Annotated in this window: 19 protein-coding genes and 1 pseudogene; 7 read left to right on the top strand and 13 right to left on the bottom strand. The window is 44.4% G+C overall.

All coding sequences use genetic code 11. The annotated features are described in order from the left end of the window. Positions 1-224 precede the first annotated feature (224 nt). Positions 225-1,688, bottom strand: a complete 1,464-nt coding sequence (locus GYO_RS26475) for a formylglycine-generating enzyme family protein (RefSeq protein WP_014113009.1) — start codon at positions 1,686-1,688, stop codon at positions 225-227. 336 nt (positions 1,689-2,024) lie between these two features. Between GYO_RS26475 and GYO_RS26470 the strand changes: the two genes are divergently transcribed. Beyond that, a complete protein-coding gene (locus tag GYO_RS26470; RefSeq protein ID WP_014113008.1) occupies positions 2,025-3,245 on the top strand; it encodes an MFS transporter in 1,221 nt (406 codons plus the stop codon). 482 nt (positions 3,246-3,727) lie between these two features. Continuing rightward, the gene (locus tag GYO_RS26460) at positions 3,728-4,747 is read left to right on the top strand and encodes an NADP-dependent oxidoreductase (protein ID WP_014113007.1); all 1,020 of its coding nucleotides are present in this window, start codon (positions 3,728-3,730) and stop codon (positions 4,745-4,747) included. A gap of 52 nt (positions 4,748-4,799) precedes the next feature. Here GYO_RS26460 and GYO_RS26455 read toward each other — a convergent pair whose 3' ends face one another. Then, positions 4,800-5,240, bottom strand: coding sequence for a GNAT family N-acetyltransferase (locus tag GYO_RS26455; protein WP_014113006.1), 441 nt, complete (start codon positions 5,238-5,240; stop codon positions 4,800-4,802). Positions 5,241-5,307: 67 nt separating this feature from the next. Further along, positions 5,308-6,438, bottom strand: coding sequence for a DEAD/DEAH box helicase (locus tag GYO_RS26450; RefSeq protein ID WP_014113005.1), 1,131 nt, complete (start codon positions 6,436-6,438; stop codon positions 5,308-5,310). Between the two features lie 171 nt (positions 6,439-6,609). Here GYO_RS26450 and GYO_RS26445 point away from each other — a divergent pair, with 171 nt between their 5' ends. Further along, a complete protein-coding gene (locus tag GYO_RS26445) occupies positions 6,610-8,166 on the top strand; it encodes an ABC-F family ATP-binding cassette domain-containing protein (RefSeq protein WP_014113004.1) in 1,557 nt (518 codons plus the stop codon). Between the two features lie 111 nt (positions 8,167-8,277). Here the strand turns inward: GYO_RS26445 and GYO_RS44065 are convergent, their stop codons facing one another. Further along, positions 8,278-8,415 carry a hypothetical protein gene (locus tag GYO_RS44065; protein ID WP_014113002.1) on the bottom strand — a complete coding sequence of 46 codons (138 nt, stop codon included), beginning with the start codon at positions 8,413-8,415 and terminating at the stop codon, positions 8,278-8,280. Positions 8,416-8,607: 192 nt separating this feature from the next. Between GYO_RS44065 and GYO_RS26430 the strand changes: the two genes are divergently transcribed. Beyond that, complete coding sequence (locus tag GYO_RS26430) at positions 8,608-9,153, top strand: GNAT family N-acetyltransferase (RefSeq protein ID WP_014113001.1); 546 nt, start codon at positions 8,608-8,610, stop codon at positions 9,151-9,153. Between the two features lie 34 nt (positions 9,154-9,187). Here GYO_RS26430 and GYO_RS26425 read toward each other — a convergent pair whose 3' ends face one another. From GYO_RS26425 to yfmT, 6 genes are all read right to left on the bottom strand, one after another. Then, positions 9,188-10,378: an MFS transporter gene (locus GYO_RS26425; RefSeq protein ID WP_014113000.1), complete on the bottom strand. Its 1,191-nt coding sequence runs from the start codon at positions 10,376-10,378 to the stop codon at positions 9,188-9,190. A gap of 64 nt (positions 10,379-10,442) precedes the next feature. Further along, positions 10,443-10,865, bottom strand: a complete 423-nt coding sequence (locus tag GYO_RS26420; RefSeq protein WP_003223002.1) for a MerR family transcriptional regulator — start codon at positions 10,863-10,865, stop codon at positions 10,443-10,445. A gap of 123 nt (positions 10,866-10,988) precedes the next feature. Beyond that, on the bottom strand, positions 10,989-11,435 hold the full coding sequence (locus GYO_RS26415) for a YfmQ family protein (RefSeq protein WP_014112999.1): 447 nt from the start codon (positions 11,433-11,435) through the stop codon (positions 10,989-10,991). 123 nt (positions 11,436-11,558) lie between these two features. Next, positions 11,559-13,448: an ABC-F family ATP-binding cassette domain-containing protein gene (locus GYO_RS26410; RefSeq protein ID WP_014112998.1), complete on the bottom strand. Its 1,890-nt coding sequence runs from the start codon at positions 13,446-13,448 to the stop codon at positions 11,559-11,561. 134 nt (positions 13,449-13,582) lie between these two features. Beyond that, complete coding sequence (locus tag GYO_RS44300; protein WP_369888597.1) at positions 13,583-13,987, bottom strand: methyl-accepting chemotaxis protein; 405 nt, start codon at positions 13,985-13,987, stop codon at positions 13,583-13,585. Between the two features lie 469 nt (positions 13,988-14,456). Then, positions 14,457-15,914 (bottom strand): benzaldehyde dehydrogenase, encoded by a 1,458-nt coding sequence (gene yfmT, locus GYO_RS26400; protein ID WP_014112996.1) that lies wholly within the window; start codon positions 15,912-15,914, stop codon positions 14,457-14,459. 248 nt (positions 15,915-16,162) lie between these two features. Between yfmT and bcaP the strand changes: the two genes are divergently transcribed. From bcaP to GYO_RS26385, 3 genes and pseudogenes are all read left to right on the top strand, one after another. Next, complete coding sequence (gene bcaP / locus GYO_RS26395) at positions 16,163-17,548, top strand: branched-chain amino acid transporter BcaP (protein ID WP_014112995.1); 1,386 nt, start codon at positions 16,163-16,165, stop codon at positions 17,546-17,548. Positions 17,549-17,640: 92 nt separating this feature from the next. Further along, positions 17,641-18,344: pseudogene (locus GYO_RS26390) on the top strand (YjjG family noncanonical pyrimidine nucleotidase). Between the two features lie 111 nt (positions 18,345-18,455). Beyond that, positions 18,456-19,685 carry an MFS transporter gene (locus GYO_RS26385; protein WP_014112994.1) on the top strand — a complete coding sequence of 410 codons (1,230 nt, stop codon included), beginning with the start codon at positions 18,456-18,458 and terminating at the stop codon, positions 19,683-19,685. 28 nt (positions 19,686-19,713) lie between these two features. Here GYO_RS26385 and GYO_RS26380 read toward each other — a convergent pair whose 3' ends face one another. From GYO_RS26380 to GYO_RS26370, 3 genes are read right to left on the bottom strand one after another with little or no spacing between them, the layout of a single operon-like run. After that, positions 19,714-20,649, bottom strand: a complete 936-nt coding sequence (locus GYO_RS26380) for a putative nucleotide-diphospho-sugar transferase (protein ID WP_041520886.1) — start codon at positions 20,647-20,649, stop codon at positions 19,714-19,716. A gap of 14 nt (positions 20,650-20,663) precedes the next feature. Continuing rightward, positions 20,664-21,827, bottom strand: a complete 1,164-nt coding sequence (locus GYO_RS26375; protein ID WP_041520885.1) for a glycosyltransferase family 2 protein — start codon at positions 21,825-21,827, stop codon at positions 20,664-20,666. Between the two features lie 28 nt (positions 21,828-21,855). Beyond that, the gene (locus tag GYO_RS26370) at positions 21,856-22,767 is read right to left on the bottom strand and encodes a putative nucleotide-diphospho-sugar transferase (RefSeq protein WP_041520884.1); all 912 of its coding nucleotides are present in this window, start codon (positions 22,765-22,767) and stop codon (positions 21,856-21,858) included.

The following is a 22,767-nucleotide window of genomic DNA, read 5'->3' as shown; positions in this document are numbered from 1 at the left end:
TGAAATATAAATTAACGGAATATTGTATATTTTCCAAAAAAATATATTGAAAATCGTAATACACAACGAAGCTTGGGCTTAATGTCTCTTTTTCTGATTCTCAATCCGATAATTATTAAAAACATTTAAAATAAAAGCTTGTAGAAAAAACATTGTTTTTTCTACAAGCTGAACATTATTACACAATGTTAGTATACTTTTATCAAGTCTCTAATCTAGGATGATTAATAAATTGCTTTATTAGTAATTGGCCCATTAATTGATTCTCTAATTTTATATACTGGAATATTCTTTACGCATCTAATTCCCATTTCATTGTGTCGACAGAAAGGAATATCTTTTGCTCTAAAGGAAGGGAACATTAAGCCTGGATGAGAGAAGAATGATCCTCCTTTAAGAACGGCAAATGAGTTAACACTATTAAATGGTACATTCTCAAAAATAGGGTGGAAAGCTCTCTTTGTTTTAAGCTCACTTCTAGTCCACTCCCATGTTCCGCCGATCATACCGCATACTCCATAGGGACTTTCACCATTTTGTTCAAAAATATCACTTGTTAAATGATTTAATTCTTTATCAGCATGAGCTTTTAATAAATTTTCTCTCCAGGACTTTAAAGAAGTAATGGGTTCATTATAAAGACTTCCAGCATATTGAACCTTTGCAGGATCAAATTTATCTCCCCAAGGCCAGATATTACCTTTTTCGCCTCGAGCAGCTTTTTCCCATTGAAACTCGGTTGGCAATTCTTTCCCCTTATATCTTGCGTAAGCAAATGCATCATAAAAATCTATACCTGTAACGGGATGATTATCTAAATACCTATCATCCCAATATGTATTTCTTCTATGTTGTTTATTCTGCGGTTCATTAGGATGACAGAATATATGCCCATTTTCCTCTATGAACTCGGTAAAGATATCATAATCTTTATTTGTAACAGGATACTTATCAATAAAAAATGGAGGTAACCATACTTTTTGTCTAGGAACAGCATCTTTCCAATTAAATGTTTTGTCAGGAATTTCATTTTCATTTAAACCGAATTCAAAAAAGCCACCCGGAATTAAAATCATCCCATCTTCTTCTGTTTTTTCGAATTCCTCTATTAGACTTTGAGGAATTTTTTCTTCAAAGTCAAAGTTATTAGGAAGGATACCATTTTGATCAAAATAATTTTTTAGCATTACTAGCTCTTCATATTTTTCAACACCGAATATATCTAATAATGTACTTAATACTTTTTGGGCCCCTAATCCCACAGGTTTTTTAGGGTAGCTTATACTCTCCCTGACATCATCAATGATCGAAGACAAATATGCTACCGATTCTTCAATTTTATGATTTGCACAGACATCCATAGCTTTAAAAGAAACTAAATCATCCGGATCCTGCGTTAGATTGATTATAGTTTCTACAGCAGAGAAATAAGGTACCCATTTTTCAACGAAATCAATTAATCTATACCTTATGTAAGTATTCGGATAAGCAATACACATACCAAACACATTTTCAGCTGCTACAGGGTGTTGAATTTTATTTAGTAGAGTCATAATTCTATTATCGATTAAACTCTTAAAATCATTTTTGTTATTTTCTGGAACAAAAGTAATAAGTTCTTCAACTTCAATTAATATTTCTATATCTTTATTGTAAATTGATTTATGATCTTGCATTAATAGAGTCAATTTACGATAACCTCCCGATTTGTTTATTGAAATAAGGAATAGCATTTAAATGCTATTCCCTAAATGTTTACCATTTTTCATTAGTATAAAGAACCGGGCTAACAATCGATTTTCTCCAGTTTTTTCTTAATTTTTTCATGGTTTTCCCCCCTTTAATAAGATATGTGGTTCCCTGGCTATTGATAGAATAGTCAGAGAACTTAAATAAACAATAACAATAAATAGAATAAAAGTAAATAGTTTACAAGGAAATTTTTTCTTTACTTTTGTTGTTTTAAGGTGTTTAAATATGTTTAAGCTCTTTACCGAGAAAAGTTATTCCAAGGGAGGATACATATGAGTAAAGGTTATTATTCTATTTTATTTAGCCAGACCACTACAAATTTAGGTTTTTCTCTATATACTATGGTAGTGATTTCGTTTTTGTTTAAAATGACCAATTCGACAACCATCGCCTCTATGGTGACATTAATAAGTATTATTTTTCGTATTTTTGGAAGTGCTATATTACCGTTAATAACAATTCGATTAAAACTGCATCTTACAATAATTATTTCTCAATTGATACAAATGCTGTTGTTAATATGTTTGTTCTATTCTTTATTAAGAACTTACTCTAATCAAACTCTCATTTTAGTCTTTATTATTATTAGCTGTATTTCCTTTTTTAATGGATGGTTCTCACCTTTAAAAAGTGCAATTATAGGGGAAATAATCTCTCCTGATAAAAGAGTAAAGGCAAATGGATTATTATCTACAGTGGACCAAACTTTTCAATTTGTAGGCTGGTCTTTAGGTGGTCTCATAATTGCATTTTTAGGTGAGGGATATACTATTATACTTACTATCTTTTTGTTGTTTACATCTCTTATTTCTCTCTTATTTTGTCTACCACACGGCCACGCTAATTCTGTCATACGTGAAAAAAATTCTCCCAATAAGAGTATAGTAAGTGGTTGGCGGTATTTATTTAGCCAAAAGAAACTTAGAACAATTATTATTATGGATTTAATTGAGTCATGGGCAGGAATGATTTGGATAGGGTCTGTCTCTTTAGCTTTCGTTAACGAAGTCTTGCATAAAGGAGAATCATGGTGGGGATTTATTAATGGAGCATACTATTTAGGTTCGATGATAGGGGGATTTATAATATATAAGCTGTCGGAGAGATTTCAAAATAAGTTAATTAATTTTATGTTAATTGGTGCTGTCTCATATGGAAGTTTAACTTTAATATATGGATTTATAAGTAATTCATACTTAGCTCTAATATTGGTTCTCTTTATGGGGCCGGCTTATATATTAAGAGATCTTACACAAGAAACATTTATTCAGAACATAACAACCGAGCAAACTCGAATTAATATAATGTCTGCAAGGTCTTCTTTAGTACAGTTCATTTTTATGTTTTCAATTCTGGCTATAGGAGCTATTTCAGATTTCCTTGGAGTTCGTTTAGTTTATGTTTCAGCAGGTATTCTTTTATTAGTGTCCGCAATATATGGATTTTCTCAATTGCAATTCAAGAAAAAGGTAAATAAACCTATAAGCTTTTAATAAATACCTAAAATTTAATTAATATGTTTTCGTTTGCTTTTCCGCGTGTTTTATTAAAAAGTAAACATTACTAAATTGAAAAAGAAAATGGTCGAGTACAATCGATTGTCTGTTTCAGAAAAACTCAGCATAAAAGTGAAAAAATTGAGCAATGCTTTGCAGATGCAAAACAATTGCATAGACTTTGCTATGGCAGATTGATGGGAAAGCAAAATGTGAACGACTAAGCTCCCCCTAGCAGATGCTTGCAAGAATATGAAGAAGAATCGACATATACACTAGCCAATCTTAACTAGTGTGCAGAAGCTCTTTTTCTGTTCTTTTTTCTAATAATGATAAATGACTAAAGAGAACTTTTAAAACAAAAGAGCTTGTAGAAAGCATAAGTTCCTCTATAACCTTTTTTGCATGCCGGTTTACCTTTTGTATTTCATCACTAGTCCGTGTTACATTGGTGTCAATCAAGTAATAGGAGGATGAATATGACAAAAACTCAACAGCAGATTCAATTAGCCAGACGTCCGCAAGGGGTTCCCGTTCATGAAGACTTCCGCTTTGAAACGATCCCCGTCCCTGAACCCCAGCAGTGTGAAGTGCTTGTCAAAACGCTTTATGTATCGGTTGACCCTTATATGCGCGGCCGTATGCAGGATACGAAGTCATATGTTGAACCGTTCGGCTTGGATGAAGCACTCTCTGGCGGGGTTATCGCTGAAGTCGTGTCAGACGGTGAGCATCTGAAAAAAGGCGATATCGTCATCGGAAACCTCAGCTGGCAGGAATTTTCGGCTGTCAGCGAGTCTGCCTTGCGAAAAATTGATACAAGCCTCGCTCCCGCTTCGGCCTATCTCGGCATTTTGGGAATGACCGGCTTGACGGCATATTTCGGACTGCTGGACATCGGGCGCCCGAAGGAAGGTGAAACCGTGGTCGTCTCCGGAGCTGCGGGAGCCGTCGGTTCAGCGGTCGGGCAAATTGCCAAAATCATAGGCGCGCGAGTCGTCGGCATCGCAGGCTCTGATGAAAAAATAGCGTATTTAAAACAGGAGCTGCAATTTGACGAAGCCATCAATTACAAAACAGCAGAAGATATCCAGAAAGCGCTTGAAGACGCTTGTCCTGACGGTATCGATGTGTATTTTGACAATGTCGGCGGGCCGATTTCAGATGCGGTCATGAACCTGCTCAATGAATTTGCCCGCATTCCGGTGTGCGGCGCCATTTCTTCCTACAACGCGGAAAGTGAAGCAGATGACATAGGACCTCGCGTCCAATCGAAGCTGATCAAAACGAAGTCTCTAATGCAAGGGTTTATTGTAGGCGACTACTCCGATCGCTTTTCTGAGGGAGCAAAACAGCTGGCCGAATGGCTGAAGGACGGAAAGCTCCATTACGAGGAAACCATCACAGAAGGCTTCGAAAACATTCCTGACGCGTTTCTCGGCTTATTTAAAGGCGAAAATAAAGGAAAACAGCTGATCAAAGTCAGTGATCCGAGCTGACATGATAATGAAAACAAGGAGGGCTTTTTGCCCTCCTTGTTTTTGTGTATGGTCAGGTCCGAAGAATCAAAGTGAGAAAGCCATCTTCATCAGGTTCTTCCATAGTAAATCCAGCTGCTTGAAAGCAAGCCAAACTGATTCGATTGTCTTCTTCAATGCATGCAGCCCATTCCCGCACTCTAGTAAAATCAGGGTCATTCAGCAGTTTTTTTAATATCTGTTTTCCGTACCCTTGAAGCCGGCACAAAGGATTTACGATCAATCCAATATACGCCCGCTCCCCCACGAACTCCATAACAACCATCCCTGCCGGCAGCTGCCCGTCATATGCCATGATGACAGTATTGTCTTCATCTTTATTCACTCGTGCATACCACACATCTAATGGCAGCATCCCATCCATTCTTCGCATGGTATCCTCATTTTCAAACCATTGTTCAAGAATTTTCAGCTCAGGCTCCTTCAATATTTGAAATCTGTCTATTGAAGCCATCTCCTCACCCCGCACGAACCTTTTTCTATTATTTTACAACAAAAAGAAGGGCTTTCCGCCCTCCTTTTTATTTCGTCTTCAATTTTCCGCCTGCATAAACAGCTTCACTCAGCTCCACGCCAAGCTTCTTCGCCATTTTTTTCAGCTTTGATTCTTCCAGTTTCGTTACGAGGCTCAGCACGTTGCCTTCTTTCCCAGCCCGTCCTGTTCGGCCTGATCTGTGAACATAGCCGTCTTCGTCAGGAATATCAGCATGAATCACGTACGGCAGGTTTTCGATATCCAAGCCGCGCGCGGCAATGTCAGTCGCCAGCAGCAGCGGAAACTCGCCCTGTTCAAACGCTTTAATGATCTTCGCCCGCTCCATCTTTTTCGCCTCACTGTGAAGAATGCCAAGATCGACATGATGGTACGCCAGTTTTTCCGCGTATACGCTCAGGTTGCCGATGTCTCTCACAAACACAAGCGCCTGCATGCCTTCAAGTCTTGAAAGCTTTTGCAGCAGCTTAACTTTGTCACGCTGGTCACAAATGAGGTATTGGTGCTTCACTTTGCCTGCTTCCGCTTTGCTTCTAGCCACATTCAGAATCTCAGGCTCGTGCGTCAATTCACGGAGCACGTCTTCTGTTTCCTTTTTAAGAGTGGCAGAAAAACATAGAAGCTGCCGGTCTCTTAATGTCGTTTTAATGATCTGCTTGATCGTTTCGCGATGCTCCGGCAGGACAAGCTGATCCGTTTCATCCAGTACAATCGTTTTCACTTCATGCATTTTGAGTTTCTTCGTTTTAATCAGTTCAAACACCCTGCCCGGCGTACCAACAATGATATGCGGATGTTTCTTCAGCTTTTCGACCTGCTTCTTCACATTCGCCCCGCCGATTAAGGAAGCCGCGCGCAGCTCTGAGCCCGCTTTCCAATCCTGAATCACCTGAAAAATCTGCATCACCAGCTCACGCGAAGGCGCTAAAATCACCGTCTGCGGATGCTTCTGATCTGGTTTGATCCGTTCCAAGACCGGCAGTGCGTATGCAAGTGTTTTGCCTGTGCCTGTCGGAGATTCCGCGATGACATCCTTTCCGTCCATGATCAGCTGTGCTGCCTGCTCCTGAACAGGGGTTGGCTTTTGAAAGCCGGAAGCATTCCAATTCTCTTGTATAAATGATTGTGCATTATGTAAAAATGGCCAAGTTTGCGTCATTTTTGTTCTCCTCAATTCCTGAAATCTATTCCATAGTATCTCAAAACCTCGCCCGGAACGCAATTTTTCTTTTTCTTTCCTATACCTTTCAACATTCCGATTCCTCCTTTATAATCAAAAGGGTGAATATTTCACGCCGATTGTGCGTGTTCAAACGATAGAGGTGTAAACATGAGTATTTTATCTGTAAAGGATTTAAGCCACGGCTTCGGTGACCGGGCCATTTTTAATAACGTCTCCTTCCGCCTGTTAAAAGGCGAGCACGTCGGACTGATCGGCGCAAATGGTGAAGGAAAATCAACCTTTATGAATATTATTACCGGAAAGCTTGAACCTGATGAGGGAAAAGTCGAATGGTCAAAAAATGTCCGTGTCGGCTATCTGGATCAGCATACCGTGCTGGAAAAAGGAAAATCCATCCGTGACGTCCTGAAAGACGCATTCCATTATTTATTTGCGATGGAAGAAGAAATGAACGAGATTTACAACAAAATGGGTGAAGCTGATCCCGACGAGCTCGAAAAGCTGCTTGAAGAAGTCGGCGTAATTCAAGACGCGCTGACGAACAATGATTTTTATATCATTGATTCCAAGGTGGAAGAAATCGCCCGCGGCCTCGGCTTGAGCGATATCGGATTAGAGCGCGATGTCACCGATCTGAGCGGCGGACAGCGCACCAAGGTTCTTCTCGCCAAGCTTCTCCTTGAAAAGCCGGAAATTCTGCTTCTCGATGAGCCGACCAACTATCTTGATGAGCAGCATATCGAATGGCTGAAACGCTATCTGCAGGAATACGAGAACGCGTTCATCCTGATTTCCCATGATATTCCGTTCTTAAACAGCGTCATCAACCTGATTTATCATGTTGAAAATCAAGAACTGACACGCTATGTCGGCGACTACCATCAGTTTATGGAAGTCTACGAGGTAAAGAAACAGCAACTTGAAGCCGCCTACAAAAAGCAACAGCAGGAAGTCGCAGAGCTGAAGAATTTCGTTGCCCGCAACAAAGCCCGTGTCAGCACGAGAAACATGGCGATGTCCCGCCAAAAGAAACTCGATAAGATGGATATGATCGAGCTGGCGGCAGAAAAGCCAAAACCGGAATTCCACTTCAAGCCGGCGAGAACGTCAGGCAAGCTGATTTTTGAAACGAAGGATCTGGTAATCGGTTACGATTCCCCCCTATCACGTCCGCTCAACCTCCGCATGGAGCGCGGCCAAAAAATCGCTCTTTACGGCGCAAACGGGATCGGAAAAACGACCTTGCTGAAAAGCCTGCTTGGCGAAATCCAGCCGCTTGAAGGCTCTGTAGAACGCGGCGAGCATCTCTTTACCGGCTATTTCGAGCAAGAGGTCAAGGAGACAAACAACAATACGTGCATCGAAGAGGTATGGAGCGAATTCCCTTCTTACACGCAGTATGAAATCCGTGCCGCTCTGGCAAAATGCGGACTGACAACAAAGCATATCGAAAGCCGCGTTTCCGTATTAAGCGGAGGCGAAAAAGCAAAAGTCAGATTATGCAAGCTGATCAATTCGGAAACAAACCTGCTGGTGCTCGATGAGCCGACAAACCACTTGGATGTCGACGCAAAGGAAGAGCTCAAGCGCGCCCTCAAAGAATATAAAGGCTCGATTCTGCTCATTTCCCACGAGCCAGAGTTTTATATAGATATCGCGACAGAAACATGGAACTGCGAGTCTTGGACGACAAAAGTGCTTTAAATCGAAGAAAACCCGCCTGCTGAAGGGCGGGTTTTTTACTGCCATTTTTTCTGAACGATTCTCGGGAGCTCTCTGTCTTTTAAAATGAGCTGCAATGGCGATGTGAATTCATCAAGTGTCAGCTCTCTTTTCATCAGCCCATGCGGTGAACCATTCAACCGAAAAGCTGTTTTTCATGACGCTGTGTATGTAATGATAGAGCACCTGTAAACACTTCTGATCATATTCGTCAGGCTTTGCCTTATCCATGGCAAACGTCCCCTCTTCAGCATGAACCATCACCTGATATGGCAATCGTAAATGAACGGATACATCCTCAGTTTCTTCAAGATAAATGCCCGCCGCGTCGATGCCTGACCGAAGCGGATGTCCTTTCCTGCACCAATTCGATTATAATGCCATTATAACGAATAATACTTACTGATAGTGAAGGGGTATAACATGATCATCGGCAAAAAAGAATTCAATGTAAATGAACTTCAATACACCATTCGATCAGCTTGTGCAGAGGATGCACAGAAGCTGTCTGCATTAAGGCTGAAAATTGATGGAGAAACGGAATACATGGATCGCGAGAAGGGTGAGGATTTCATAGATGCATCGAGTTTTGAACAACGGATAAAGGAAGATACTGAGAAAAAGAGAAACTTATTTTTAGTTGCTGAAGTGCAGGACAGGCTCGCGGGGTTTTCCAGATGTGAGGGAACTGACTTAAAGCGATCCTCGCATAAAGCGGAGTTCGGTGTATGCGTGTTAAAAGAATTTTGGGGTTATGGCATCGGGAAGCATCTTTTACAGCAATCTCTCTCTTGGGCGGATACCAACGGAATTAAAAAAATCTCACTGAATGTCCTGGAAACAAACGAAAGAGCCATTTCACTATATAAGACATACGGATTTGAAGCAGAAGGAATCTTAAAAAAGGAGAAATTGCTTTCTGACGGAAACTACTACAATACGGTTGTAATGGGAAGGTTCCATGATTAAAAAAGACACTGCATATGCGCAGTGTCTTTCGTTATTAATGACCCGCCTTAACTCCGGCAAGATGTTTACGTCCCATGAGAAGGACAAGCATGCCGACAAAAACGACGATTCCGCCTACTGTATATGGTGTGCTTGCGGTGAAGTGTTCTGACAGCATTCCCGCAATCCACGGAGCGAGTGCGCCGCCGATGAAGCGGACTGAGCTGTAGGCTGAAGACGCGATTGATCGTTCAACAGGCGCAGCCCCCATCACAGCTGTCGTCATAATCGTATTGACCATACCAAGGACAGCACCGGCGACAACGATACATGTAATAATCAATGTCTGATGATCTGTCCAGATTCCCATGATCATGAGAATGGCCGCAAAGGCGATAAAGAGAACGACGAGTGAACGCACTGTGCCCAGCGCTTTGTGCACGAGCGGCGCCGTAAAGACTGACGTAATCGCCAGCAGAAGGCCCCAGCCGAAGAAGACATATCCGAGACCGTGTTCATCTAAATCCAGTACGAACGGAGAATAAGCAAGCAAAATAAAAAATCCAAAGTTGTATAAGAACGCAGATACCGCCATCGTCAATAGCCCTTTATATTTGAGCGCCTTCATGGCATCAAACACACCGACGCGTTTTGCCGGTTTTGGCAATTTCGGCAGCATGAAAGAAATCGCAATTAACGCTATAAACATCAGGACAGATACCCCGAAGAACGGTGCGCGCCATGACATGCTTCCAAGCTCTCCGCCTGCAAGCGGCCCGACAGAAATCCCGAGACCGAGCGCAGCCTCATACAAAATAATTGCTTGGGCGCTGCCCCCGACTGACACGCCGACGATAACCGCAAGCGCTGTTGAAATAAACAAAGCATTACCTAATCCCCAGCCGCCGCGATAGCCGACTAGCTGAGCAATTGAACTTGAGCTGCCGCCAAGCGCCGCAAACACAATAATAAAAATAAGTCCGAGAATTAATGTCCATTTCGCGCCGATGCGGCTGGAAATGGCTCCTGAGAAAAACATCATAAATCCGGTAACAAGTAAATAACTTGTAAACAAGAGTGATACTTCACTAGGTGAAGCATGTAATTGTGCGGCAATTGCCGGAAGAATTGGATCGACCAGCCCGATTCCCATAAAGGAAATTACACAGGCAAACGCGACAGCCCATACAGCTTTCGGCTGACTGAGCAAGCCCGTTTTCTGATTCACTTGTTTTGTCTTATCCATTTGACCTGACCTCCATCTTTATTCCATTAAAAGAAACGCTACAAAAATAGCGTTTGGCAAACTTTCATTCGATTGATTGAATGGCACGTTCCGCTTTACCTTTCATGCCTTGCAGGCGTTCTTTAAAGCTTTCGAATGTGCGGATTTTCTCATCAATCAAATCCAACTGGTGATTCAGGGTTTCCTGAATTTCCTCCAGTTTTTCTTTCCGTTCCTTAGGATCCAGTGACAACAAATACCCCTCTTTGTTTAACTCTAGCTGGCGGCTGGTTTCCATGAAATGCTGAAGCTCCTGAAGGGAAAAACCGAGCACCTCTTTTGTGCTGATGACTTTCTCAAGCTCCTCCATATCATCCTCTGAATAAAGCCTTACGCCGCCGTCTGTCCGTTTCGGCGCTGGAATCAAGCCGATTTCTTCATAAAACCGGATGGTCCGCTTAGTCAGCCCGCTTCTTTTGGCTACTTGGTCAATCTTCATCCATTCCAAGGTAAATCCCCCTTCGCCGTTTCTGTTCCCATTATACACCTTTTGAACCTTAACGTAAACGTTAAGTTTTAAAAATCAATAAAAAAGACGAGTGCATCAATCACCCGTCTTTCACTATCCTGTTTAAGCCAAACTTCCTGTCACTGACAGAGGCTGCTTTTGAAGGCTTTCAGAAAGCAATTGATACGCAATGACTTTCTTCTTGTACTGCTTCACGACGTCGATATGGTCGTCATAGCTGTATACAAACAGCTTCACATCTTTTTTGCCTTTTTTCGTATCTATCACCAGCGGCATGCCGCCGTTTTCCGGATGTAAATAACGCTCTTCGTCACCTGGGTATATATAATACTTTTCCAGGAAGACAGCTTCGTTAAATTGGTCAATCACTTTCTGTTTCTCTTCACCTTCGAGACGTTTTCCATCTAGGGAGAGAACAGCATTTTCGTCACTCAGCTTGGCGTGCACTGCGAATTTGCTGAGCAGCCATTCCATAACGCCTGTTGGAAGACAGGTTAATACGATTTTCACCAGACTCATGAGGATTAACATCACGATCGTCCATGTCATACTTCATCATCTCCGTTAGTTTTCCATGTGCCGCTGACACACAATTCCATCCTATCATAAGCAGGCAGGTTCGTTTTTGTACATTATGTGAAAAAAGCGCGGCCTGCTGCGGGCCGCGCTTTTTTAGCTTTCCAGCTCTTCTATCATGAGAGACAATTCTGTCCAACGGTCCATAGCAGCCTCAAGCTCTTCCGCTGTTTTGGCCTGTTCGGCCATCAGCTCTTGGATTTTTCCGAAATCGCTGCCTGCTGCGGCGATATCAGCTTCGAGCTGCTCATGCTTCTCTTCTAGCTGGGCAATTTTATCTTCGATGCCGTCCCATTCAAGCTGATCTTTGTAAGAAAGCTTTTTTCGTTTTTTCTTTGGCTCGGCTTCAGCCAGTTTGACTTCAGCTGCCGGTTTTTCAGCGGTTTTCTTCGCTTTTGACTCCCCCATATAGTCGCTGTAGGAGCCTTGGAAGCGGGAAATGACGCCATTTCCTTCAAACACAATCAAACGGTCGACGACACGGTCAAGGAAGTAGCGGTCATGGGATACGGTGATGACGACGCCAGGGAATTGATCGATATAATCCTCTAGGACACTTAATGTTTCAGTATCCAAATCGTTCGTCGGCTCATCGAGAAACAGGACATTCGGCTCCTGCATGAGAACCTGAAGCAAGTATAAACGGCGTTTTTCCCCTCCGGACAGCTTGCGGATATACGTCTGCTGCATCGAACGCGGGAAGAGGAAACGCTCCAGCATTTGTTCAGCTGTAATGATATCGCCATCCGCTGTTTTTACGACCTCCGCCGTTTCTTTTATATATTCAATGACCTTTACCTCGCCATTCATTTCACTGTGATCCTGAGTATAGTAGCCGATTCTGACCGTCTGTCCGATCGTAATATGGCCGCCGTCTGGAGTATGACGGCCGGCAAGGGTGTTTAACAGCGTTGTTTTTCCGATGCCGTTCGGTCCAATAATCCCGATCCGTTCACCCGGTATGACCAATTCATTAAAGCGGTCGACGAGCACGCGGCCGTCATAAGCGATCATCACGTTCTCCGCTTCAATGACCTGTTTGCCAAGACGGTGGGAGCCAATCGCAAAGTCGAGTGAGCCCGATGACTGGGGGCCTTTCTGCTCCTTAAGCGTCTCCACTCGGTCAATTCTCGCCTTTTGTTTTGTGGAACGGGCTTTCGCTCCCCGTCTGAGCCAAGCCAGTTCGCGGCGCAGCAGGTTTTGCCGCTTCGTTTCCTTTTGCTCAGCCTGCGCTTCCCGTTCCGCTCGTTTTTCTAAAAACACTTCATAGTTGCCTTTGTACGTGTAGAGGCTGCCTCGTTCTAACTCATAAATGCGGTTCGTGACACGGTTTAAGAAATACCTGTCGTGCGTCACCAGCATGACGGAGCCGGGATATTGACTTAAATATCCTTCAAGCCACTCAATCGTTTCATTATCCAAATGGTTCGTCGGCTCGTCTAAAATGAGCAGATCAGCTGGCTGAATTAAGTTTTTGGCAATGGCCACCCGTTTTTTCTGGCCGCCTGAGAGCTCGTTGACTGGCTTTGTTACGTCGTTGACGCCCAGCTTAGACAATACGGTTTTCGCCAGGGTGTTCGCATCCCACGCGTTGTTCGCATCCATTTTCGCCTGCGCCGCCAGCAGGTGCTTCTGGCGCTGTTCATTTTCGGGATCTTCCCCCAGTTCATACAGCGCTTTTTCATATTCACGCAAGGTTTTCATCACAGCCGATTCACCGGAATAGATATGCTCCAGCACAGTTTGCCCTGCAGGCAGCTTCGGGTCTTGATGAAGAAATTCGACGTGCACACTGCCGGATTTCGTAATTTCTCCCTCTTCAATAGATTCCAAGCCGGCGATCACTTTCAGCAGCGTTGATTTTCCTGTTCCATTCGGTCCGATTAATCCGATTCTCTCATTCTCTTCAATATGAAAGGAGATATGGTCAAATAATGTTTTATCTCCGTATGTTTTATACAGATTTTCCGCTTTTAATATACTCATGATTCCTATCAATCCTCACGTAAGTTCATGTGTACATTTTAAATCAGCCGCTGGAATAAAACTAGTAAAACGTCAGACAAATTTCATGGAAATACAGGATAGAAAAAAGACCGGGAACATTTGTCCCCGGTCTCTTATTCTTCTTCTAGCGCTTTTTCTGCCATTTTTGCGAGATGCTGTGCACTTCCTGAAATCTCCTGCATCGTGGCGGAAATTTGTTCAACGGCAGCGGCTTGACCGTCTGTATGCTGATTAATCGACTCAATTGATTCCTCCAGCCCTTTCAGCAGGCTGTGGATTTTTTTCGTGATCTGGTCAATCTGGCCGACATTTTCTTTTGAATGCGTCGCTAGCTTTCTGATCTCATCTGCGACGACAGAGAAGCCTTTTCCGGACTCTCCTGCTCTCGCCGCTTCGATTGCGGCGTTCAAGCCGAGCAGGTTGCTTTGGTCAGAGATGCCTTTCACGGTTACTGAAATATCGGCGATTTCACCGGCGCTTTCGCTTACCTTTTTCGCCTGAGAGGAAATGCCCGACATTTGAGTTGAAAACCCGTTGATTGAATTAGAAATATCGGAAATGGCTGCGGCCGTTTGTTCAACGACAGCTGATAAGCTTTCCGCCACATCATGCAGCTTTGACGACTCCTCAAGGCTCGTTCCGAGGCCGACGCCCCCTATCACTCTTCCATTCTCGTCGTGGAGCGGGATGGCACGTGCAATCAATGGGAAGCCGAACAATTCTTTCGGAACCATGCTCGTCTTCTTCTGATTGGTGCGGATGGCATCTGTGATAATATCCCCTTCCTGCAACGGGTCACCGGCTTTTACGTTTAGAGAAAAGGTTTTGGCCGGTATATTCACAAGCAGTTTTTCCGTATCGTAAATGCCGATTGTAATATCATCTTGGACCAGGCTGTTTAGATAAGGGGCTACTTTGATAAACGCGTCCAGAAGATCTGCGGTTTCTTTTTCCGTTCTTATGCTCAATTCCATTCACTCCTATTCATTAATAAGGGAAGCTGCGTTTTTCGTGCTGGACCGAGATCCATTTCAGTGTCGTAAATTCTTCAAGGCTCCACTCGCCGTTCAATCGGCCGAGACCGGATTGCTTTTCACCGCCAAAGGCCACATTCGGTTCATCATTGATTGTCGTGTCATTGACATGAATCATGCCTGTTTCAATGCGCTTCGCAAAAGCCACGCCGCGTTCAAGATTTGACGTATGTACGGCACCGCTCAAGCCAAACGGCGTTTCGTTTGCGATATCCACCGCTTCGTCTTCTGAATCAAACTTCATAAAGGAAACGACAGGTCCGAACAGCTCTTCCTTGGCAATGCTCATGAACGGTTTCACATCTTTTAATATCGTCGGTTCCACGATCGTCCCGTTAAATCCGCCAAGCTTGACTGGAACAGCACCTTCTTCAATCGCTTTCTCAACAGATTTCATCAACCCGTCCGTCTGTCTGCTGTTGATTAATGGCCCAATAATCGTATCAGGGTCCATCGGGTCGCCGACTTTCAGTGATTCCACTTTTGCCTGATACATTTCAAGGAACTTATCATAAATTGATGAGTGAACAAGTACGCGGTTGGCTGACATACAGATCTGCCCTTGATGGGTAAATCTGCTGAACACTGCCGCATTGACCGCATATTCGATATCCGCATCCTCAAGCACGATAAAGGCACTGTTGCCGCCGAGTTCAAGAAGCGGCTTTTTAAAATGCTTCATCGCAAGCTGGCCGATGTAGCTGCCGACTTTCGTAGAACCTGTAAATGAGATGATCCGCGGTACCGGGTGTTCTACAAAGCTGTCTCCAATTTCTGCAATGTCTGTGACAACGACATTCAGCAGCCCCTCTGGGATTCCCGCGTTCTCAAAAATTTTCGCAATCAGCGTACCGCCGCAAATCGGCGTTTCTTCATGCGGCTTTAAAACAACGCCATTGCCTGCGCCAAGCGCGGGCGCCACTGATTTCATAGATAAAAAGAATGGGAAGTTAAATGGACTGATGACACCGACAACGCCTGCCGGCACGCGATATAATCTGTTTTCCTTGCCGTCTATTGTTGACGGAAGAATTTTTCCTTCCATGCGGACAGGGAACGTCGCCGCTTCTTTCATGATGTTTTTGACAAGCCCGATTTCAAAGGCCGCTTTGAGCCTTGTCCCGCCAAGCTCCTCCATAATCAAATAAATGATGGCTTCTTCGTTCTCTTCAATATACGTGACGGCTTTTTCTAAAATGGTTCTTTTTGCAAACGGATTGACCGCATCCCATTTTTTCTTCGCCAGCGCCGCTGCCCGGTACGCTTCATCTACATCGTCAACAGTCGCTTTTTGGAAGGTTGTGAATGTTTTTTGAGTATAAGGATTTTTGTTTTCCAATACATTTGGGCTGCTGCCCTCCTGCCATTTCCCGCCGATAAATTGTTTATTCAACTCTTCATATTGAAACATGGTCAGCATCTCCTTTTTAACCGCAAGTCAAAATTGGGCGAATCTATTTTTTCTATCGGTTCGCCCTGCATAAAATTGAATATGTTATTAGTAATAAATTACTATCCTATCTTACGGCAACGCTGTTTTGCTTCTATCATTTAAAGCAGAAAAATATATGATTGACTGCGCCAAATTTCGACAATATAATACAACAAGAACTGTATATAATGATTAGAATATTTTGAATTTTCCAGGAGGAACTTTTGATGAGTTCATTATTCAGAAAAAAACCGCTTGAAACATTGAGTGCGCAGAGCAAGTCAAAAAGCCTTGCCCGCACGTTAAGCGCATTTGATTTAACCTTGCTTGGTATCGGTTGTGTGATCGGTACAGGGATTTTTGTCATTACAGGAACAGTGGCTGCAACCGGTGCAGGTCCCGCCCTTATCATATCGTTTATTTTAGCCGGGCTCGCCTGTGCGCTTGCTGCCTTCTGCTATGCTGAGTTTTCGTCTTCGATTCCGATTTCGGGAAGCGTGTACTCATACTCCTATGTGACACTTGGAGAGCTGCTCGCCTTTTTAATCGGATGGGATCTCATGCTTGAATATGTCATTGCATTATCAGCGGTTGCCACCGGCTGGTCATCATACTTTCAATCACTGCTTGCCGGCTTCAACCTTCATATTCCTGCTGCACTCTCAGGAGCGCCAGGAAGCACGCCGGGCGCCGTGTTTAATCTTCCGGCTGCAGTGATCATTCTCATCATCACTGCGATTGTCAGCAGAGGCGTCAAGGAAAGCACACGTTTTAACAACGTCATCGTACTGATGAAAATCGGGATCATTTTATTGTTCATTATTGTCGGCCTCGGCTATGTCAAACCGGATAACTGGTCTCCTTTTATGCCGTTCGGGATGAAAGGCGTCATTGTCAGCGCGGCAACTGTGTTCTTCGCGTACCTCGGGTTTGACGCGGTGTCTAACGCTTCAGAGGAAGTGAAAAATCCGCAAAAAAACATGCCCGTCGGCATTATTTCAGCTCTTGCCGTTTGTACCGTTCTGTACATCACGGTATCGCTTGTGCTGACAGGCATGATGCCTTATACGAAATTGAATGTCGGAGATCCGGTGTCCTTTGCGCTGAAATTCGTCGGCCAGGACGCTGTTGCCGGAATTATTTCTGTCGGTGCGATTATCGGGATTACGACGGTTATGCTCGCTTTGCTGTACGCTCAGGTCCGTTTGACATTTGCCATGAGCAGAGACGGCCTTCTGCCTGGATTGTTCGCAAAGGTTCATCCGTCATTTAAAACCCCGTTCCGCAATACATGGCTGACTGGTATCGTTGCAGCGGGAATCGCCGGGTTTATTAACCTTGGAACGCTGGCCCACCTGGTGAACATGGGAACGCTAGCGGCGTTTACGGTCATTTCAATTGCTGTCATTGTGTTAAGAAAGAAATACCCGGAAATCAAAGCGTCCTTCAGAGTGCCGTTTGTTCCGGTTGTGCCGATTATCAGTGCAGGTATCTGCCTATGGTTCATGTACAGCCTTCCCGGCGTCACATGGCTTTCATTTGTCATCTGGATCGCTGTCGGAACGCTGGTTTATTTCCTGTATGCAAGAAAACACAGCTTATTAAACAAATAATCTCTTTTCAGCCGGCGGTGCCTCACCCGCCGGCTTTTTCCTTTTTTTATGTGCTATACTTTTGAGTACATATGAGAAAGGGAGACAAACCGATGAAACAATACCGCACTTTATTATTTGATGTAGATGATACCATCCTTGATTTTAAAGCGGCAGAAGCATTAGCGCTGCGTTTGCTGTTTGAAGATCAGACTATTCCTTTAACAGCTGAAATGAAGACGCAGTATAAAACAATCAAAGTTTGTGGAGAGCCTTTGAAGAAGGAAAAATGACACGGGATGAAGTCCTGAACACCCGTTTTTCTGCTTTGTTCAAGGAATATGGTTATGAGGCGGATGGTGCCTTGCTTGAACAAAAATACCGCAGCTTTCTTGAAGAAGGGCATCAGCTTATTGACGGCGCCTTCGATCTCATCTCAAGTCTACAGCATCAGTTTGATTTGTATATCGTGTCAAACGGCGTGTCTAAGACACAGTACAAGCGCCTCCGTGATTCAGGATTATTTCCGTTCTTCAAGGATATTTTCGTTTCTGAAGATACAGGCTTTCAAAAACCGATGAAGGAATACTTCGATTACGTATTTGAACGGATTCCCCAATTTTCGGCAGAGCACACATTAATCATCGGCGATTCACTCACTGCTGATATCAAAGGCGGACAGCTCGCCGGGCTTGATACTTGCTGGGTTAACCCTGACATGAAGATAAATGAGTCAGAGATCATGCCAACTTATGAGATTCACAAGCTTGAAAAGCTGTATCACATTTTGAATATCGAACATACCGTCAGCTGCTAATCATGCTGGCGGCGTTTCTTTTAGAAGAGTCTTTTTTCCTCTTGATAAATTCTTCACCTTATGAATAATATGGTGGTATGCTTTGGCTATATATGTAAGGAGGAGACTCATTTGGCTATCGCCGCCCCGCTAAAAGAAAAAACAGTTCAAAAACCCGGCACCACGGTGTATCCGATTTTGATTATCATCGGAATCTGCCATATGCTCAACGATTCGCTGCAAGCCGTGATTCCGGCCATGTTCCCTATTTTGGAACGCTCCATGAGCCTGACGTTTACACAGCTCGGCATCATCGCTTTCACATTAAACATGGTGTCATCTGTGATGCAGCCTGTCGTCGGCTGGTATACCGATAAACGGCCGCGGCCGTACGCGTTGCCAATCGGTTTGACCGCCAGCATGCTCGGCATTTTGGGCCTTGCATTTGCCCCTTCATTCATAACGATCTTATGCTGTGTGTTTTTTATCGGATTAGGCTCCGCCATTTTCCATCCGGAAGGCTCCCGTGTGGCGTATATGGCCGCCGGCACAAAACGCGGGCTCGCCCAGTCGATCTATCAGGTGGGCGGAAACTCAGGCCAGGCGATGGCGCCTCTGATTACCGCGCTGATTCTTGTGCCGCTCGGACAATTCGGCGCCGTTTGGTTCACGCTTGTCGCCGCGCTCGCGGTTATGTTTCTGCTGTATATTGCGAGATGGTATGCCGCACGTATCGGAAGCCTTGCCCAGAGGTCAGGCAAACAAAAGAAAACAGCTGAAAACACGGCCATCACCAAGTCTGTTGTATCTGCTCTTATCATTATTATATTTCTCATTTTTGCACGTTCTTGGTATACGAGTGCGATCGGCAACTTTTACACGTTTTACGCGATGGATACATATCACGTAAGCATTCAGCAGGCACAAAGCTATATTTTTGTCTTTTTGCTGTTCGGCGCTGTCGGCACGTTTCTCGGCGGCCCGCTTGCAGACCGTTTTGGAAAACGCTTCGTGATCCTCGGTTCGCTGCTCTGCTCGGCGCCGCTGGCGATTGTGCTTCCATTTGCCGGCCCGGTGCTCGCCTATGGCGTGCTTGCATTGATCGGTTTGGTTCTGATGTCGAGCTTTTCCGTAACGGTTGTCTACGCACAGGAGCTTGTCCCTGGAAAAATCGGCACAATGTCAGGTTTGACCGTCGGGCTCGCCTTCGGGATGGGCGCGATCGGCGCTGTGGCGCTGGGCGCTCTGATTGACGCCGCAGGACTGACCCCGACGATGATTGCCATTGCCTTTCTCCCTGTCCTCGGCATCCTAGCCTTCCTATTGCCGAGCGATCAGAAGCTGAGAGAATGGCATAGCTGAAAAACCCCTGCCATCCGGCAGGGGTTTCTTAATCCAGCTGTATAAAATGAGTGTCAGGCACTGCGTGCTTCGGGATAAAGCCGTCCGCAAAGTCCGGAAACGCTGACTGAATTTCGTCAATCCATTTTTTCAGGTTTAAAACATACGGCATATAAATCATTTCAACTGTCGCTTCATCTTCAATTCGGTAATACCAGCAAAGATTAAACTCTTTTTCCGTAACGAGTGTAAACCCGGAGAAATGATAGAATATCAGCGGCGTTTCATCTACATACACGCGGCCGTCCTTATGCCCGACTTTATAGTTTTCGATATTCCAAAGCGCTGTATTGGCTCCGATTGATTTGACAACATGCACACCCTTATACTGCGCTGGCCATTTCTCCACATATCTTTGATCGCCGTACGTCTTTCGTTCCGTATCCATTTCTACCGTGCAAAATGCAATGCACTCCTGTCTCCACTGCCACACCGCTTCATATGCTTCCTTCGTATTCCCGGCACCGACAAAGCCTGTGTTAAAGCGGCCGGTACGCTCATAGTAGGTTATGAACCGCGGCGAGTTGCGGTGATCGGTCAAATACAGAGAAGCCGTTGGGTTTTCCGTAAAAATACGTGCCGGATCAGAAAAGAAAAACAGATCGGTATCCATATGAGCAAAGTATTCTGCGTCATCCCACTTGCTCATGACATGGAACAGAAAGGCCGGCTTCAATGTCCAGCAATATTCATGAAACGTTCGATTGCTTTTCGCTTGCAGCAGCTCCGGGTCTTCCATTTCATGCAGCTGTACAAAGGTCACATGCTCCCATGGTACGTGCTGAAGCAATTCATACGCTTTCTGATCGACACACAGCACATACAAATGAAAATCATCGCAATGCTCATGGAGAGAATGAATCATGGGCATCAGCTTAAAGATATGCGTCCTTGACACTATCGTTGAAAAATGAAATGTACTCACTATACCACATCCAATTATCTAAGATCCACGTGCAGCAAATCGTTGACAAGCGCATACAGTGCGTTGGCAAAATCGTTCACGCCAAGCTTTTTCTTCGCTTTTGGCAGAAGCTTACGGACAGTTTGCAAATCAAAGCTTTTCGCCGTCACTCTTGGGGCTTTCTTTCGCCAATCCGGGTCAATGTTGCGCTCTTTAACAACATGGAGCAGCTCAAGAAACACATTCAGCAGCAAGTCGTATTTCTGAGATTCCAAAAGCTTATGAATATCAGCCATGATGCCGTTCGTCATGTCAGGAGGGAACGGCCCGTTAAAAGCGAGATGAACGTCTAAGGAGCGAATATTGTTGTATTTATCGCACATATAGGCAATGTTTGCCCGAATATCGTCTACAGACTTACAATTGCTCGGGTGCTCCTGATGAACACTGACAATGTCGCGATGCAGCCTGAACGTCAGTCCGGCCTGATGAAGTCTGATCCCGAGGTCATAATCCTCAAACCCGTACCGCACAATGCCTTCATCAAATAAACCGAGGTCAACCACATGCTTGCGTTTAACAGAAGAGTTATTCGTGATAAAAAAGCGCCATGGCATATGATAGCCTTTCAGGTCATCGCCGTACTCCTCTAAAATCCGCTTGAGCACGTCAATAAAATCGGTATCGAGGTCAAAGCTTTTATCCAGAAAGCTTCCGTTTTTGATGTCCGCTTCCTGCAGCAGCTTTTGTTTGTCTTTTTCCGGCATTTCGTCTACGAGCTTTGCGAGCTGTTCCTTATGTTCATCTTCAAAGCGTTCATAATAAAAACTGTAGATCCGTTTCCAAAACAAACCGCACACGACGAGATTCTCTTCGTTCTCATGGGCTTTAATATGCTTTGCCACAAGGTCCTTTGCCGCAAGCATATCGCTATCATGGAAAATCAAGATATCTCCTCTGGCATTGCGAACTGCCTGATTTCGTCCGTACGCAATGCCCCTGTTTTCCTTAATCCGTGTAAAGATCAGCGGAAAGTCTGCTTGAAATGTCTCAAGCATTGAGAGCGTCCCGTCTTCAGAGCCATTGTCTGCTACAATGACTTCAAATTCTTCATCGCACTCCTGCTGGTTTAATGACAGAAGACTGTTATACAGGCGCTCCTTTGAATTATATGCAGGAATAATAACGCTTGCTTTCACTTCATTTTCACTTCCTGTATTTAATCATTTATTTGTTGTCATCTTTTGAAGCAAAACCGTTAAATTCAGAGTCTAACGTTTTGATGTGCTGAATGATATGCGGCAGCGTCTCTTGGTACAGTTCATGCATAAACGGCAGATCGGTGCGGGTTGTTTCATGAATCTGTTTGATTTGATTGATGCTGACGATTCGGTATCCGCTGAAATGGTAAAAGATCAGCGGGCTGCCATCCTCCAGCACAATCCGGCCATCCTCCCAGGAAAACGTATGCTGTCCGTAGTTCCAGTGGCCGATGTTCACACCGGGTGTCGTAATGTCACACACATTCGGAAACAGCTCAGACATATAATCCAAATAGCCCTGATCACCGAATTTCCCTTCACCCGGGGCATTTTTGCATTCCTCAAGACAGCGTTCCTTCCACCACTCCAGGCAGTCCGTGCCGGCATCATCATGCTTGAAGCTGATAAAGCCTGAGTTATATTTGCCTAAAAGACGCTGCAGCATGTCAATCTGCTCTTTCTCAAAAGAAGGGATTACGATATCCCCCCGTGAAAGCAGCACCGAACAGTCCGACTGGTTTTCAAAAATCGGCGACGGATCAGCGTAGAAAAAGAGATCCCCGTCAATATACGTTATACGCTCCAGCTCGGGATTGCTGTTTAGCACAGCTTGCAGAAAGATCGGCTTCATCGTCCAGCAGTACTCGCTTTGATCTCTAGTTTCCTTCAGCTTCAGAAGCATTTCATTTTCGAGCGCGGCCACCGGCACAAGATTCAGCTGCTTCATCTTCAGTTTCTGTAAGACGCGGTGCGTATCTTCATCCATGCATAGCGTAAAAATGGGACTGTCTTGGTCAACTTGCTCTAAAGACTTAAATAAGGCGACTGCCTGATATAATCTCCCTTTTGATAAAACGGTGCAATACGCGCTGGTCAC

Source organism: Bacillus spizizenii TU-B-10, from assembly GCF_000227465.1.
Classification (GTDB): Bacteria; Bacillota; Bacilli; order Bacillales; family Bacillaceae; genus Bacillus; species Bacillus spizizenii.
The sequence above is the reverse complement of the archived record's forward strand: the minus strand, read 5'-3'. Positions and strand labels throughout refer to the sequence as shown.